We start from the raw sequence: 14,035 nt of genomic DNA, 5'->3' as shown, positions 1-14,035 counted from the left end.
GAGACCTATGCGGCGGATAAAGGCTATGATGACGGCAACAATCACTTCTATTTAGAACTGCACGGCTTACACTCGGCAATTCGCTTGAAAAAGACGCGCACGCAGAAGAAAGACGCCAACAAAGACAGCTGGCTGGCCTTGGAGCAGACCCAACCGTACCGTCAAGGCTTGAAACAGCGCTACAAAATCGAACGCAAATTTGGGGAAGCCAAACAGTGGCATGGGTTGGGACGCTGCCGGTATTTGGGAAAAATGGGCTTTGCGGTGCAAGCCTTTTTGACGGCGATAGCGCTCAACTTGAAACGAATGGTCAAGCTCCTGTTTGGCGTCGGGTTCAAAACCCCGGCTGGGGCCGCCATCCAAGGGTGAACTCCCATGCGGAGGGTGAAGTGTCGCTGGTGGTCAAAAATCCAGAAAAAATGGAAGTGAAGAGGTCAAATCAAGATACACAGCCCCTTTATTTTAGGGTGGATACCCCATCGGGTGCGGCTTTTCCACCCCTCAAACAGCCTGCTCGGCGTATTACGCTTGATTTTTCAACTCTCTCGAAACAGGGTGGTGATGTTGATGATCTCGTTCTGAGCGGCTTTGCTCAGCCGATCCACCACGCCGCTTTCTTTGAGCAGGTTGCCCAGCATCAGGGTTGCAATCAGCGGGGCGGCATCCGGCGCCAGCAGGCTGATGACAACGGTCACGATGATGGGGAAGGCAATCACCACCGTATCCGAAACGGGTCGGGCGGCGTATTCCATGCGGATGCGGCGCTCTTTGCGGGTGGTGAGCAGTTTCATCACCGGAATCTGGATGATGGGGATGAGGCTCATGTAGGAATAGGCCGCCACCGTCACCGGCGCAAGAATCTCCGGGGCAAGTTTGGTGGTTACAAAGATGGCGGTCGGGCCGTCAATGGCGCCAATGGAGCCGATGGAAGCGGCCTGATTGAGCGGAAAACCCAGCAAAATGGCCAGCAGCAGGGTGGCATAAATCCCGAATTGCCCGGCGGCTCCCAACAGGGCCATGCGCGGCATGGCCAGCAAAGGGCGGAAGTCAATCATCGCCCCGACGCCGATGAAGATGAGCAGGGGGAACAGCTCGGTTTTGATGCCGGCCTCGTACAGGGCTTTGAACATGCCGTGATCGTTGGACATGCCCAGATTGGCGAGAATACAGCCAAAACCAATTGGCAGCAGCAGGACTGGTTCAAATTCTTTGACGATGGCCAGAATGATCAAAACCAGGCCGGCGGCGATCATGACCGCATTACCCCAGGTGAAGGCGGTAATGCCTTTGGAAATTTCGACTAGCAGTTCGCTAAAGTCCATATTATCCGCCTCCGTCAGTCGGCGTATTCCAGTAAGGCCTGTCCATGGCGCACAGAATCGCCCTCTTTGACATAAATCGTGGCGATTTTGCCATCCCGCGTCGCACGGATGGCATTTTTCATCTTCATGGCTTCAATGGTGAGCAATTCTTGCCCGTACTTGACCTCTGAGCCTTCCTTGACCAATACCGAAACTACCGTACCCGGCAGGGGGGCGGTCAGGGCTTTGCTGGCATTCACCGGTGCAGCGGGCGCTGCCGGGCGGCTGACCGGGGTGGGGGCTGCCGCAGCAGGTGCAGGTGCGGGGGTCGCCGGGACTGCGGCGCGGACGGCAGGCTGAACAGCCTCTTCCGGATAAACCTCAAAGGTTTCTCCATCTACCGTCGCAAGGATCGGACGGGCGTTCAGGTCGGCAATTTCCACTTCGAAAGTTTGGTCGTTGATTTTGACATTCAGTTTCATCGCACAGAACTCCGGGTTTTACGAGAGGTAATTTGAGCATTGAGGGCAAACTGGCTGCTACGGCGGGCTGCCTGCCATGCGCTGATTGCTCCACCGGCAGGAGGAGCAACCCGCATTGCCGAACGCTGCATAGCCAGTGCGGCGGCCACCGCTGCGGCGGCTGCACGCGCCCGTAAAACCTGCCGGTCATCTTCGGCTGGTGGCGGGGCGGCCGCTTCAACTTGGGTCTCTTCAGCGGCGGGGACTTCTTCTTCCTTCTCCTTTGTCCCGATGGGCAGGCTGGCAATCAGGTTGATCAGCCCCCACAGGAAGATGAGCGCCAGAAAAACCAGCCCCATCCCGATCAGGGTCATCAATAAACCTTGCGAAAGTAATTCTGACATGGATCGCGCTCCTCTTTAATCCGTTTGCCGGCTAAAGCGGGATGTTGCCATGTTTGCGGGCAGGGGTGGAAGCAGCTTTTTCGCGCAGGGCTGCCAGCGCCGCAATCACTCGCATGCGGGTTTCGCGGGGCTCGATGACATCATCCACAAAGCCGTCGGCAGCAGCCGCATACGGGTTGAGGAATTTCTTGCGATATTCTTCGACGATTTTCTTGCGCTCGGCGGCCGGGTCTTCGGCTTCCTGAATCTGTTTGCGGTATAGAATATTGGCTGCCCCTTCGGGACCCATCACGGCAATTTCGGCGCTTGGCCAGGCAAAGGAAATGTCGGCCCCCATCACTTTGGAGGACATGACGATGTAAGCGCCGCCGTAAGCCTTGCGGGTGATGATTTGAATTTTCGGGACGGTGGCATTGGAGTAGGAATACAACACTTTGGCGCCGTGGCGAATCACGCCGCGGTGTTCCTGGTCCACGCCGGGCAGGAAGCCGGGTGAATCGCAGAAGGTTACCAGCGGGATGTTGAACGAATCACAGAACTGAACGAAGCGGGCAATTTTATCGGCGGAGTCGATATCCATGGATCCTGCCATGAAGGCCGGCTCCTGAGCGACAATACCGACCGTGTAGCCGCCCATCCGTGCCAGGCCGATGATGGCGTTGCGGGCAAACGGAGCCTGTAATTCGATGAAGGTGCCGTTGTCCACGATCTTCTCGATGACTTCATGCATGTTGTACGGCTCGGAGGGGTCCAGCGGGACGATGGTGTTGAGGGAGTTGTCCATGCGGTTGGGGTCATCGCCGGTATCCACATAAGGCGGGTTTTCGACATTGTTGGAGGGCAGGTAGCTGAGCACCTTGCGCGCCATGGCGATGGCTTCCACATCGGATTGGGTCTTGATGTGCGCCGTACCGCTAATGCCGAGATGCACATCGGCGCCGCCCAGACTTTCGGTGTCAACTACTTCACCGGTAACCGACTTGATCACCTCCGGGCCGGTCAGGAACATGAAGGACTGCTTTTCAACCATGATGATCATGTCGGTGACGGCGGGGGAGTAGGCAGCACCTCCGGCGCACGGCCCCAACACAAGGCTGATTTGAGGGATAACGCCGGAATACCAGGCGTTGCGCTGGAAGATTTGGGCATAACCGTACAGGCTGCGCACACCTTCATTGATGCGCGCCCCGCCGGAATCGATCAGACCGATCACGGGAGCACCAGCCGCAGCCGCCATGTCCATGATGGCGGCAATCTTCTTTCCCTGGGTTTCACCCAATGAACCGCCCATCACGGTAAAGTCCTGTGCGTAGACGTAAATGGTGCGGCCGTCCACCGTGCCGTAACCGGTAATCACGCCATCGCCGGGGTACTTTTCGGTCATACCCAGGTCTTCACTGCGATGGGTGGCATACAGGCCGATTTCGTGGAAAGAACCGGGATCGAGCAGTTGTTCGATGCGTTCGCGGGCGGTCAGTTTGCCTTTGGCTTTGTGCTTGGCAATTCGCTCTTCGCCGCCGGCCAGCCGCGCCTTCTGGCGCATTTCGCGCAATTCAAGAATTCGGGGATCTTCTTCAGGCATAAGGCATCCTCGCTTTTTGGGGGTTTGGGATTTTAAGTAGAAAACAGAAAGAGGGAAGACAAATGCTTCCCAATGGAACAGGTTAAGCCTGCCCATGTACTTATTTATTTTAGTCAACAAAAGGGCAGATTTATATCGTAAAATATACCATTAATTGCCTGATTTTCATCCCCTTTTTTGATTAAATGTCAGATAACTGACAATTTTACGAAAAAAAATCCTGTGAGGGTTTCAATCGAACCGCTCGGCGTAACCGCAATACCGTCGCTGGCCGTTGTGTAAGACGTACATACCATTGCGGTCTTGTTGAACGATGTAGTCCTGCCACAAACCGGCGTTTGCGGCCAGCAGGCTGGCGGCACGGTGCTGGCTGAGGTTGAAAGACTGCCATGGTAGATTGTCGGGGCTTGGCTGGCCAGCCCGGCAGGCCAGACCAATGAGGATTTCCGTTCTTGCCGAGGCTGGTAATTGATTTTGCTGAGCCAGTCGAATCAAATCCGGTACCGCATCGGCAGAGAGGGTTTGCAGGTAATCCCCATCCAGCTCCTGACCGTTGAGCGCCCGCTGGATGTTTTGGCGGGCAACCCAGCCATCTACATTCCAAATACCCAGCAGCAACCCAAATCCCAGAGCAAAGAAGATCAGCGCAAAGCCCATCCGCCGCATTTGATTACTGAGGATCAACCCTGAGACGGTCAGCAGCAACAAGCCAAGCCACGGGATGAACAGATAGGTATAGGTTCGCAAGCGGGTGAACCCATAAGCCTGTTCATAGAGGATCAGGCGCTGATAAGCCGAAGCGAGGATAACCAGCACCAGGGCTATCAGCAGGACGTTCAGGGCGACAAAGACCCGCTGGCGGGTAGTGGTATTGCGCCGGCTGATGGTATGCAAGGTCAGAATCAGCGAGAGGGTGATGATCGCCACCCACACCAGTTCCCCAAAACCGCGGCGGGCGTATTCGGCATAGGTGAAACCGGCTTCGTGAATGTTAGCCTGCCCGCCAAACAGATAACGGAATTGGAGAATCACGAAGAAGAGAAACAACGCATTGACACTCCCCAGAAGAATGCTGCTTTCCGTCCAGCCAAGAAACGGGGAGAGAAAGCGACTTTCTTTGGGAGATGGTTTGACCTCATGCGCCGGAAAGACGGCATGCAGCAGTACCCCGCAGAAAATGAAGGTCAACACTCCGATGTAAAAAAGGCGGAAGAGTGTTTCCGGTAATTTTTCCAGCCGCAGGGCATCCAGCGCCAAGTGCAGCCGTTGGGCAAAGACCAGGTCAGCCGAGGCCAACAACAAGGCCAGCAGTCCCACCACCGGTAGCGCCAGCAGAATGCCGCGCAAAACAGCCCAGCCCTGGCGGGAAAGCGGGGAAGCCTGTTGTTTTTCGGGCGGATCGTCTCGAGAGGTGAGCAAAGTAAATGACCGGGTGAGGGCGGCAAAGACTAAAATGGTGACGGCTCGTAGGGTATCCCAGAGAGTGTAATACAGCCAGTGACCATTGGGCAGAGTGACAGCCCAAAGCATCAGCGCTGCCAGAGCCAGTAAAAGCCCCAAGGCAGCGGTGAGCGGCTCGGCGCGCAAGAAGGTGAGAGACGCCAGGGCGAGGATGATCCCGCCGAGCACGATATTTGCCCGTGCCGGGTGTGAGCCGTGTCGAAAATTCAAGAACAAAGCACCGCTGATCGCTAACAGCGTCCAGATTGGAAAGGATACGCCAACCGGTTTACCCCAGAATAGAAAATCAACCCCTGCAGCAATCAACAGGGCAGTGATCCAAAAGGCATTGTAAGATTTCGGCATCATCGGTAATCTCCTTGATCGTTGGGTGGGCATTAACGGCGCATACTGCCGCTATATGGGGTATCAGACTGACCGATTGCCGATGGGGATGGGGAATACCGATTCTGGGCGGGGTTGATTAGAGGGTAGAAACCACTGACAAAACCATTGCCAGAATGATCATCACCGAGAGAATGATAAACACCAGGCGCTGCATGCGCACGGCACGCTGTTCGGGTGTTTCGCGAGGTGTTGGTTTTTTCTTGCTTTCTTTCGACATACGTTTCCTCCACAAACCGTCCTCATTGTAACGGTTTTGGGCATTTCCTGCAAGGCAATCGTGCATTCCCTCCCCATCAGATGGGTCGTGCTTATGGTAGGGGAATGGTTCTGCCAAAAACTATCACCGGGGTATCAAAGTCTCTCACGATAATAAAACAAAAAGCCCGGAAATATCCGGGCAAATCAGGACGCCCCCGCCCCAAAGGCAATGCCTGCCCTGTTACGAGGTTGTGGTTGAGCCGGTGGAAGTATCGCTCTTCTCTGAAGAAGTTGAGGAGGCACTCGATTCGCCGGAGGATTTGCTTTCGCCGTGGCCGTTGGAGGAAGTGCGCCCCTGTCCGGATGGCGAGCGATGATCGGTGGCGTAGAACCCGGAGCCTTTGAAGACAATGCCCACCGGGGTGTAAACTTTCCGCAATGATTTCTTGCCGCATTCCGGGCACCATGCCAGAGGCGGCTCACTGAACTTTTGATTGCGTTCGAATTGAACTCCACAATTTTCACACCGATAGGTATAGACCGGCATACGACTTACTCCCTCATAAAACAACTTGCACTTTGCAACTTGAACAACGACCTCTTATTGTAAGCCTGTTTCGTTAATTTTACATTAGAAAATCGTTTGTGTACATCAATATTTTATCAGCGCGCCCAGTACAGCAGGCCGTCCAGTGCAATCGCGTAGACTCGCGGCGGTTTCGGGCCAATCAGGACCTCGTTTTGGATGAAGACGGTGGGTGTTCCGAAGAAGCCGGTTTTGACCACCTCGGCAAGCTGTTTTTTGACCGCCCACTCGGTTTGCGGGTCGTTGGCGCAAAAGGCAATCGTCTCCGGGTTGTAGCCTGCTTCGGTCAAAGTCTGGCGGATGAACGCCTCATCTTCGATTTGACTGCGCTCGGCGGTGAAGAAGCTATCCACCAGCGACCAGTATTTTTGCGCGTCCTGGCGGTAGGCGCAGTAGCCGATTTTTGCCAGAAGATCGCTGCTTTCTTTGACCGGGTAGTAAAGGAAGGTGAAACTGGCTCCGCTCTTTTCGGCCAGTTGTCGCACCACCGGATACGCCTTGCGGGAATACTCGCAGCCATACGAGCCGATGAAGACGATACGCTTTTGCGAATCGCCGTTTAGAACCGGGAAGCCGCTCAGGTTGACACCTTTGAGCGAAACTGGATCTTCACCCGGCAGGACTACCGGACAACTTTCGCCCACATTGGAAATCTGATTGGACTGCCCGGTCGGGTCAAATACGCAAAAGCCGCTCTGGTTCAATCCGTTGCAGGAACCGGTAACGTAGAAAAGATAGACCCCGCGCACTGCAAAAAAGGCGCTGCCCAAAAACAAGAGGATGAACATCCACGAGAGCGGTTCAAAGAAGCGGTTGAGAATGCGGGCGCCGGTTTCGGTTTTGGTGATGACAAAGCCGAGGATTTTGGCTTTCATCTTTTCGTCAAAGCCAGTGTTGCAGGGTCTCAGGGTCACCCGACGCAGGACACAATCCAACGCTTCGCGCGCCAGTGAACGATTTTCGGCGCTGAACACACTCAGGATGGAAAGGACGATGAAAGAAACGACGCAAAACATGATTAAAGCACCTTGCGAATCTTGATCAACGCATCCACCAGCTGGCGGGTTTCTTCCTGCGTGTTGTAGAAATACAAGGAAGCCCGCACCGAGCCGGGGATGTCGCGAGCGTTGAACCACGAGTGAACGCAATGCTGCCCGGAACGCACGGCAATCCCCGCCATCTGATCGAGCATCAGGGCGATGCGGTGATGATCCACCCCGGGGATGAAGAACGAGACAATCCCGCCGCGCAGGCGCGCATCGGCAGGGCCAATGATTTGCAGACCGGGCACGCTTTTCAAGGCTTCGCTCAGGTATTGGTTGAGGGCAATCTCATGTTTCTCGATCGCCTCCAGCCCGATCTGCTGCAGGTAGCGGATGGCAGCTGCCAGCCCGATGATACCGGCGTAATTTTGCAGTCCGGCTTCGAACTTCTCCGGGGGCGGCAGAAACTGGCAGTCTTCGTAGGTAGAAGAAGCCACCGTATCACCGCCGACCAGGAAGGGCTGCATCGCCTCCAGCAGACGGTACTTGCCGTAAAGCACACCAATCCCGGAAGGTGCCAGCATCTTGTGACCTGAAAAAGCCACCCAATCGGCGTCCAACCGGCGGACATCAAGCCGCTGGTGAGGGGCGGTCTGGGCTGCATCCAGCAGAACCTGGGCGCCGTGTTTGTGCGCCAGCCGTACCACCTCCTCGGCCGGGATGCTGACGCCGTCCAGATTGGAGGTAAAGCCCATTGCCACCAGCCGAACACCGCCCTGTAAGGCTTGCTGGTAGGCCGACAGATTGAAGGTGTTATCGGGGTTGGATGGCACAAATTTGAGACATACGCCGAAGCGTCTGGCCAGCATTTGCCAGGGAATCAGGTTGGAATTGTGCTCCTTGTCGGTCAGCAACACCACATCGCCGGGTTTCCAATCCAGCGCGTTGGCAACCAGATTGATGGCCTCGGTGGTGTTGCGGGTGAAGATAATCTCTTCCTTGCGGTTGGCGTGCAGAAATTTGGCAACCGTCTGGCGGGCTTCATCCACCTGCCGGCTGACCTCGTTCGCAAGGCGGTGCATGCTACGCCCGGCGCAGGCGGGGGTTTGTTCGTAATAGCGCTGAACTGCCTCAATCACTGCCTGCGGTCGCAGGCTCTGGCAGGCGTTATCGAGGTAAACAATCGGTTTGTGGCCGTTTTTCGAATTGAGTAACGGAAAATCCTGTCTGATTTTTTCAATATTCATCGCTTGAATGCCATTAAAGAAATGTCTCTGAAAACCCGTACCATTATACTCGACATTTCTATCCGATTTACCAGTGGATTAAGTCCCCCTTTGAGGCGGATGAAGTACACCTCTTAAGGTGTATTCGGTGGCATCAGGCCATATACTGCCAGGGCGATGAGGGTGCCCAGCACAATACCGCCGAGTACCTGCCGGGGGGTGTGACCGAGCACCTCTTTCAAGCGTTCCTGCGAGATGGGGTGGCCGCTGAACAATTCTTCAAACAACAGGTTGATCTTTTGGGCGTGGTAACCGGCCTGCCGGCGCACGCCAGCGGCGTCATACACCACAATCATTGAAACGGCAAACGCCAGCGCAAATACCGGCGAGTCGAAGCCATAGTATAAACCAATCGAAAGCGTGGTCGCTACCATCAGCGAGGAGTGGGAACTGGGCATGCCGCCGCTACTGAACCATAGCGCCCAGTTCCAGCGCCGCCTGGTCAGGTACTCAATCGGCACTTTGAGAAATTGTCCGAGAAACCACGCCAAAATGGCGGTGATAAAAACCCGGTTGTTAAGCAGATCCTCCACCACGGTTATTCCTCTGAATCCTCTTCTGCCTCGAAATCAACCGCGCTCAACTGCCGGACACGCAGTTCGGCCTGATCCAGCAGGGCGGCACAGCGTTGTACCAGCGCCTGTCCGCGTTCGTACAACTGCAGGGCTTCTTCGAGCGAGGGCTGTTCGTTTTCCAGCCGTTGAATAATCATTTCCAGTTCGGCAAAGGCCTGTTCATAGGACATCTGCTCGGCGGGGGCAGGTTCAGCGCTCATCTCTGGCTTCTCCTTCCGTGGGAATCGAGGACAATCTGGCGGGCAAGTGCTTCGACCCGGCCGTCTTTGAGCCGGATGGTCAGTTCATCACCCGGGTGAATTTGCTGGACGCTGTGGGCAACCTGACCGTTACGCTCCATTACCACAGCATAACCGCGCTGCAACACGGCCAACGGGTTGAGTGCATTCAGGCGATGCTGCCATCCGTTGAGGTGCGTTCGGCGCAGGGAGATGCTGTTCATCAGGGCGCGTCCGGCTCGTTCTAACAGGGCGTCCAGACGTTGGCGGTCGTTTTGAATCCAGCGGCGTGGGGAAAGCAGCCTTAACCTCCGGGCGCGTTCATCCAGATGACGGCGTTCGGACTGAATTTGGGTTTGCAATGATCCTCTCAGCCGGTTGCTGCGTTCGGTCAGCCCAAGCCGCAGGTCGTAAATATCCGGGGTGATCATCTCGGCGGCGGCAGTGGGGGTGGGGGCGCGCAAGTCGGCAGCGAAGTCGGCGAGGGTGAAGTCGGTTTCGTGACCAATGCCAGTTACCACCGGCACAGGGGAAGCGGCAATCGTACGCACAACTTCTTCATCGTTAAAAGCCCACAGGTCTTCCAGCGAACCTCCTCCGCGTGCCACCAGAATGGCATCCAGCCCCGGCAGGCGGTAAAGCCGCTGGAGCGCGGCTATCAGCGCGGCTGGGGCTTCTTCTCCCTGGACGGCCGCCGGGGATAGAATCACCTCCACCAGCGGGTAACGGCGGCGCAGTGTGTTGAGCATGTCCTGCAAGGCCGCGCCGGTCGGGGAAGTGACCAGCCCAATCCGCCGGGGGTGAGTCGGTAACGGACGTTTGCGCTCCGGATCGAACAGTCCTTCGGCCTCCAGGCGGGCTTTCAGGCGCATGAACTCCTGAAACAACCAGCCTTCTCCGGCGGGGCGCAGGGTATCCACGTATAACTGGTATTGCCCGTCTCGCTCGTACAGGCTGATGTAGCCGTGCGCTTCCACAGCCTGCCCGTTGCCGAGATCAAAGCGCAAGCGGGCGGCATTCATCCGCCAGATGACACAACGCAATGCGGCTGTTTGATCTTTGAGGGTGAAATAGACATGCCCGGAGGTCGGGCGGGAAAGATTAGAAACTTCTCCGCGGACCCAAACATCCTGTAAAATCTCGTCGCTTTCCAACAGCTGACGCAGGTAGCGCGTCAGTTCGCTGACGCTCATGGACGGGAATAAAAACGGGAGAGGTTGTTCCATGGACTTCCAATCTCACGCAGCAGATTGTACGTTGATTCTACCAAGAAACGGCCAGGGAACAACGATTTAGCCCTTTCGGCTTCTCCATTCCCGTCCGCCCATCTTCCAGACGGCCTGTAAAGTGCTACTGACCCCTAAACGCTGGCGGATGGCAGCCAGATGCAGGAAGACGGTGCGGCGGGAAAGCCCCATTCGGACGGCGATTTGTTTGGCGGTCAGACCCTCGGTCAACAATTGCAGGATGATCTGCTGACGGGGTGTCAGCGGGGGGCAGTCGTTGCAGGGCTTTGGGACGCTGCTGTTTTGGCTGATTGGAACGACCAGCAGTAAATCTTCCCCCAGCGGTAAAGCCTGCCAGCTGGATTTATTGCGAAGGGTCTCGGTCAATCGGCCGGGAAATCCCTTCCCGCTGCGAAATTCGGCCGAAAGTTCCTCGGCTCGCCGCTCGTCCCGGGCCAAAAATTGTACTTTTTCCTCGATCAGGCAAATAATCCACGTCATGATTTTCTCCAAGTAGAACATTATTTCTATTTTCCTGCTATTGTCCCAATAAACAAGACAGATTTTTGGGTTAACCCGATTGGTGGTGAAGGATTGGGCGGTCTCCCCCCATTCCCTTGCCCGGCAGACAGCCAGGAATTGCGATTATAATGGCTTGCATGAAAAAACTTTTCCTGAGCGTTTTGACGGTTTGGCTGCTGACTGCCTGTCAGCCATCCGCGTCGGTGATACCTACCCCCACCTTGCGTCCGGTGTCTGCGGTCACGTTGACCCCCTACGCCGGGCCACTGCCAGCGGCCACCCCCTCTTTAACGCCGGCGGATACGCCGACCCCTCTGCCTACGGTTACGCCAACCCCGCGCCTCCACACAATCCGGCGCGGCGAAGACATGTTTGGAATTGCCCTGTTTTATGGTATTGCCTTGCAGGATTTACTGACCGCCAACCCGACCGTGAATCCCTATGCGCTGCGGATCGGAGACCAATTGATCGTCCCGGCGGCGCAATCCACCCCCACGCTTGACCCGCGCAATCCGCCATCCCCTACGCCTGTGGGGTTGAGCCTGCCGCGCCCGGACTGTTACCCGACACGGGATGGCGGGGTGTGGTGCTTTGCCATGCTTGACAATCCTCAGCCTTTTGATGTGGAAGGGATTTCGGTGGTTTTTCGTCTGTACGACCGAATAACCGGTGAAATTCTCAGCCAAACCGCCTTTCCGCCCTTGAATCGCCTGCCGGCCGGCGGACAGATACCCGTGGCGGTCTTCTTTCCGCCACCGGCGGCACTTCAATTCGATGCCGGGTTGGAACTGTTGACCGCGCTGCCCATTCCGCCTGAAAGCCGGCGCTATCTGAACACCGAAATTATACAGGAGGAAATCAGGATTTCAGCGGATGGGCTGTCTGCCGGTGTCAGCGGTCTTGTGCGTCTGGGCGGGGAAGAAGGGGAGGCCGGCGCTGCGGGGGTGATTGTAGTCGCGGTGGCGCTGGACGATCAGGAGCGGGTGGTCGGTGTGCGCCGTTGGGAATCGGGCCAGCCGTTGGCGACTGGTCAAAACCTGCCTTTCGAGATGCAGGTGTACACTGCCGCCGATCCTATCGCGCGGGTGGTGCTGCTGACCGAAGGCGTCCCTTAATTCGGCTGCATTCGAGATGGTATGAACCCGGCGTCATCCTGTCTCCCCCAAAGCCGCAGTGGAAACAGTGGGGAGGAGATTCCCCTGCACTGTAAAGTGTCGCTTCGCTCGGAATGAAGTAAACCGGAACGCGTCACCGCGAGCCGCCGTCAGGCGGCGTGGCGGTCTCCTGCAAGGGGGTTCGGGAGATGCCCCCACACGGACAAGCGCCCTTCGTTCAGACTGGATGGCCCTTCAGCGGTAATTCCAGATCAGGTAACTATCGGCCTTGCAGATAGGCTGCTCGGCCGGAATGTTCAAACACACCCGGAAAGCGACCACGCTACCGTTGGAAAGCGCCGGTTGAAGCGGCGCAATCCGCAACACCGACCGGCCCTGGGCATCGGTGGGCGGCAGGTAGTAGAGGGCTTGCCTGCCATCCGGGAGAGTCAGTGTGAGGGTAGCCTCAACCGAGCTTAACGGCTGGTGATCGTTCTCCCGTAGTAACAGCATTTCAAACTGCTGGGGTTCTTCGGCGGTCAGACGCGGTTTAGCCGCGCTGATCACCAGCCGGATCGTCTCAGCGGTAATTTCAAATGGAGCCGGCTGAGACACTGCCGTGCCGTTCATTTTCAAGTACTCCCGTCCAAGGGCAGTCATGCGTACCCGTTCTGTTGTGCCGGGACGGTTATCGTAATCCAGACAGTAATTTTCAAAGCACTGGCGGTAGAGGTTATCGCCAATCCGATAGGGTTCGCTCAGCGGGACACCCGAAATTTCCATCCCGCCATGCGAGGCGATGAATCGGTCAAAGACCAACGGTACATGAAAGCCATTTTCCCCTTCTACCGGATAGAAGACAACCCCATCAGCCTCGCTGTAACGGCGCGGCATCGGTTGACCGGCCGGCATGCCCACCAGCACAGCGGCCGGGCGCAGACGGACGGCGTTGGGGTTATCCGGCGGGGCGTAAAGCACGACGTTTTCGTAAACCTGTTCACGAAAGCCATCTGCTGTAAGATAGGCGTGGGTCAGCGGCAGGCCAAAGACCTTGACACCTCCCAATCGCACCAACCGCGGCAGGAAGGGTTGTTCCATTTCCACCACATTGCGAATCACGATGGCGCTGGCAGGCGGCGAAAAACGGCAATCTGCCGAACAGGCAAACACGCCGTAAGAAAGCAGGTAAGCCTGTCCCTGCGGATCGTCCAGATTGCGGTAGAAGCCGACGTTCTCGAAATACTGTTCAATGCGGTTTTTGTTGGGATTGAAACGCGGCGGGGTCAGCGGCTTACCAACGTACTGAGAACCGTACAGGCGCTGATAGAGGTCGGTAAATTCTTCGTAGATGGGATATTCATTTTCCGGGGCGGTCATCCCGCTGGCATCGGTAAAGTCGCCCAAATCAAAAGTTCGTCCCAGGGGATACAGGCTGAAACGCTGGATTCCCTGAGCCAGGGGGTCGAAGCACATTAACACGTTTTGGGTGTACTGGCATTGCAGATTGTCCAGCGAAAAGAGGGCGGTGATGGCCGGGCCGAGGATTTCTTCGCCGCCGAGCGAGGCATAAAACTCGCGCAGCAGCGGGTCAACGCTAAAAGTGCCGGGCTGCTGGATGGTGACCGGCGCGGAATGAGAAGCACACGCGCTGAGGCCGCCTGCCAGCAGAACCATCAGCGCTACCCAGCAAATCAGCCCCCTGCTTCTCTTCATGCCGATGTGTGAACCTCCCTTTACGGTGAGTATAAAAT

General features: G+C 56.5%; 15 protein-coding genes and 1 pseudogene. 2 read left to right on the top strand and 14 right to left on the bottom strand.

The genetic code is table 11. The annotated features are described in order from the left end of the window. Window positions 1-369 (top strand): transposase (locus AC812_RS07435; protein ID WP_062158777.1); only part of this gene is annotated, 369 nt, incomplete at its 5' end. A gap of 179 nt (window positions 370-548) precedes the next feature. Here AC812_RS07435 and AC812_RS07430 read toward each other — a convergent pair. The 13 genes and pseudogenes from AC812_RS07430 to AC812_RS07375 all read right to left on the bottom strand — a co-directional run. Then, window positions 549-1,322: pseudogene (locus tag AC812_RS07430) on the bottom strand (sodium ion-translocating decarboxylase subunit beta); the annotation flags it as partial. Window positions 1,323-1,336: 14 nt separating this feature from the next. Further along, window positions 1,337-1,783, bottom strand: coding sequence for a biotin/lipoyl-containing protein (locus AC812_RS07425; RefSeq protein WP_061919631.1), 447 nt, complete (start codon window positions 1,781-1,783; stop codon window positions 1,337-1,339). Continuing rightward, on the bottom strand, window positions 1,780-2,166 hold the full coding sequence (locus AC812_RS07420; RefSeq protein WP_061919629.1) for an OadG family protein: 387 nt from the start codon (window positions 2,164-2,166) through the stop codon (window positions 1,780-1,782). The genes AC812_RS07425 and AC812_RS07420 overlap by 4 nt, the downstream gene beginning before the upstream one ends. A 31-nt stretch (window positions 2,167-2,197) precedes the next feature. Then, a complete protein-coding gene (locus tag AC812_RS07415; RefSeq protein WP_061919627.1) occupies window positions 2,198-3,748 on the bottom strand; it encodes an acyl-CoA carboxylase subunit beta in 1,551 nt (516 codons plus the stop codon). 231 nt (window positions 3,749-3,979) lie between these two features. Beyond that, entirely contained in the window at window positions 3,980-5,557 is a 1,578-nt protein-coding gene (locus tag AC812_RS07410; RefSeq protein ID WP_061919625.1) for a DUF4153 domain-containing protein, read from the bottom strand. A gap of 115 nt (window positions 5,558-5,672) precedes the next feature. Continuing rightward, window positions 5,673-5,813, bottom strand: a complete 141-nt coding sequence (locus AC812_RS17570; protein ID WP_157235433.1) for a hypothetical protein — start codon at window positions 5,811-5,813, stop codon at window positions 5,673-5,675. Between the two features lie 222 nt (window positions 5,814-6,035). After that, window positions 6,036-6,341, bottom strand: coding sequence for an FmdB family zinc ribbon protein (locus tag AC812_RS07405; RefSeq protein ID WP_061919623.1), 306 nt, complete (start codon window positions 6,339-6,341; stop codon window positions 6,036-6,038). 116 nt (window positions 6,342-6,457) lie between these two features. After that, window positions 6,458-7,396, bottom strand: a complete 939-nt coding sequence (locus AC812_RS07400; RefSeq protein ID WP_061919621.1) for a DsbA family protein — start codon at window positions 7,394-7,396, stop codon at window positions 6,458-6,460. A 2-nt stretch (window positions 7,397-7,398) separates the two neighbouring features. Next, window positions 7,399-8,610 (bottom strand): aminotransferase class V-fold PLP-dependent enzyme, encoded by a 1,212-nt coding sequence (locus AC812_RS07395; protein WP_061919619.1) that lies wholly within the window; start codon window positions 8,608-8,610, stop codon window positions 7,399-7,401. 113 nt (window positions 8,611-8,723) lie between these two features. Beyond that, window positions 8,724-9,182, bottom strand: coding sequence for a divergent PAP2 family protein (locus tag AC812_RS07390; protein WP_169787274.1), 459 nt, complete (start codon window positions 9,180-9,182; stop codon window positions 8,724-8,726). 5 nt (window positions 9,183-9,187) lie between these two features. After that, window positions 9,188-9,424: an exodeoxyribonuclease VII small subunit gene (gene xseB, locus AC812_RS07385; RefSeq protein WP_061919616.1), complete on the bottom strand. Its 237-nt coding sequence runs from the start codon at window positions 9,422-9,424 to the stop codon at window positions 9,188-9,190. Continuing rightward, entirely contained in the window at window positions 9,421-10,668 is a 1,248-nt protein-coding gene (xseA, locus tag AC812_RS07380) for an exodeoxyribonuclease VII large subunit (protein ID WP_061919614.1), read from the bottom strand. The genes xseB and xseA overlap by 4 nt, the downstream gene beginning before the upstream one ends. Before the next feature lie 66 nt (window positions 10,669-10,734). Continuing rightward, window positions 10,735-11,169, bottom strand: a complete 435-nt coding sequence (locus tag AC812_RS07375; protein ID WP_169787273.1) for a helix-turn-helix transcriptional regulator — start codon at window positions 11,167-11,169, stop codon at window positions 10,735-10,737. A 158-nt stretch (window positions 11,170-11,327) separates the two neighbouring features. On the opposite strand from AC812_RS07375, the gene AC812_RS07370 reads away from it, so the two are divergent. Then, window positions 11,328-12,305: a LysM peptidoglycan-binding domain-containing protein gene (locus AC812_RS07370; RefSeq protein WP_169787272.1), complete on the top strand. Its 978-nt coding sequence runs from the start codon at window positions 11,328-11,330 to the stop codon at window positions 12,303-12,305. 234 nt (window positions 12,306-12,539) lie between these two features. Here the strand turns inward: AC812_RS07370 and AC812_RS07365 are convergent, their stop codons facing one another. Next, window positions 12,540-13,997, bottom strand: coding sequence for a hypothetical protein (locus AC812_RS07365; RefSeq protein ID WP_061919607.1), 1,458 nt, complete (start codon window positions 13,995-13,997; stop codon window positions 12,540-12,542). Window positions 13,998-14,035: the final 38 nt, after the last annotated feature.

The sequence above is a fragment of the Bellilinea caldifistulae genome (assembly GCF_001306055.1).
Lineage (GTDB): Bacteria > Chloroflexota > Anaerolineae > Anaerolineales > Anaerolineaceae > Bellilinea > Bellilinea caldifistulae.
The sequence above is the reverse complement of the archived record's forward strand: the minus strand, read 5'-3'. Positions and strand labels throughout refer to the sequence as shown.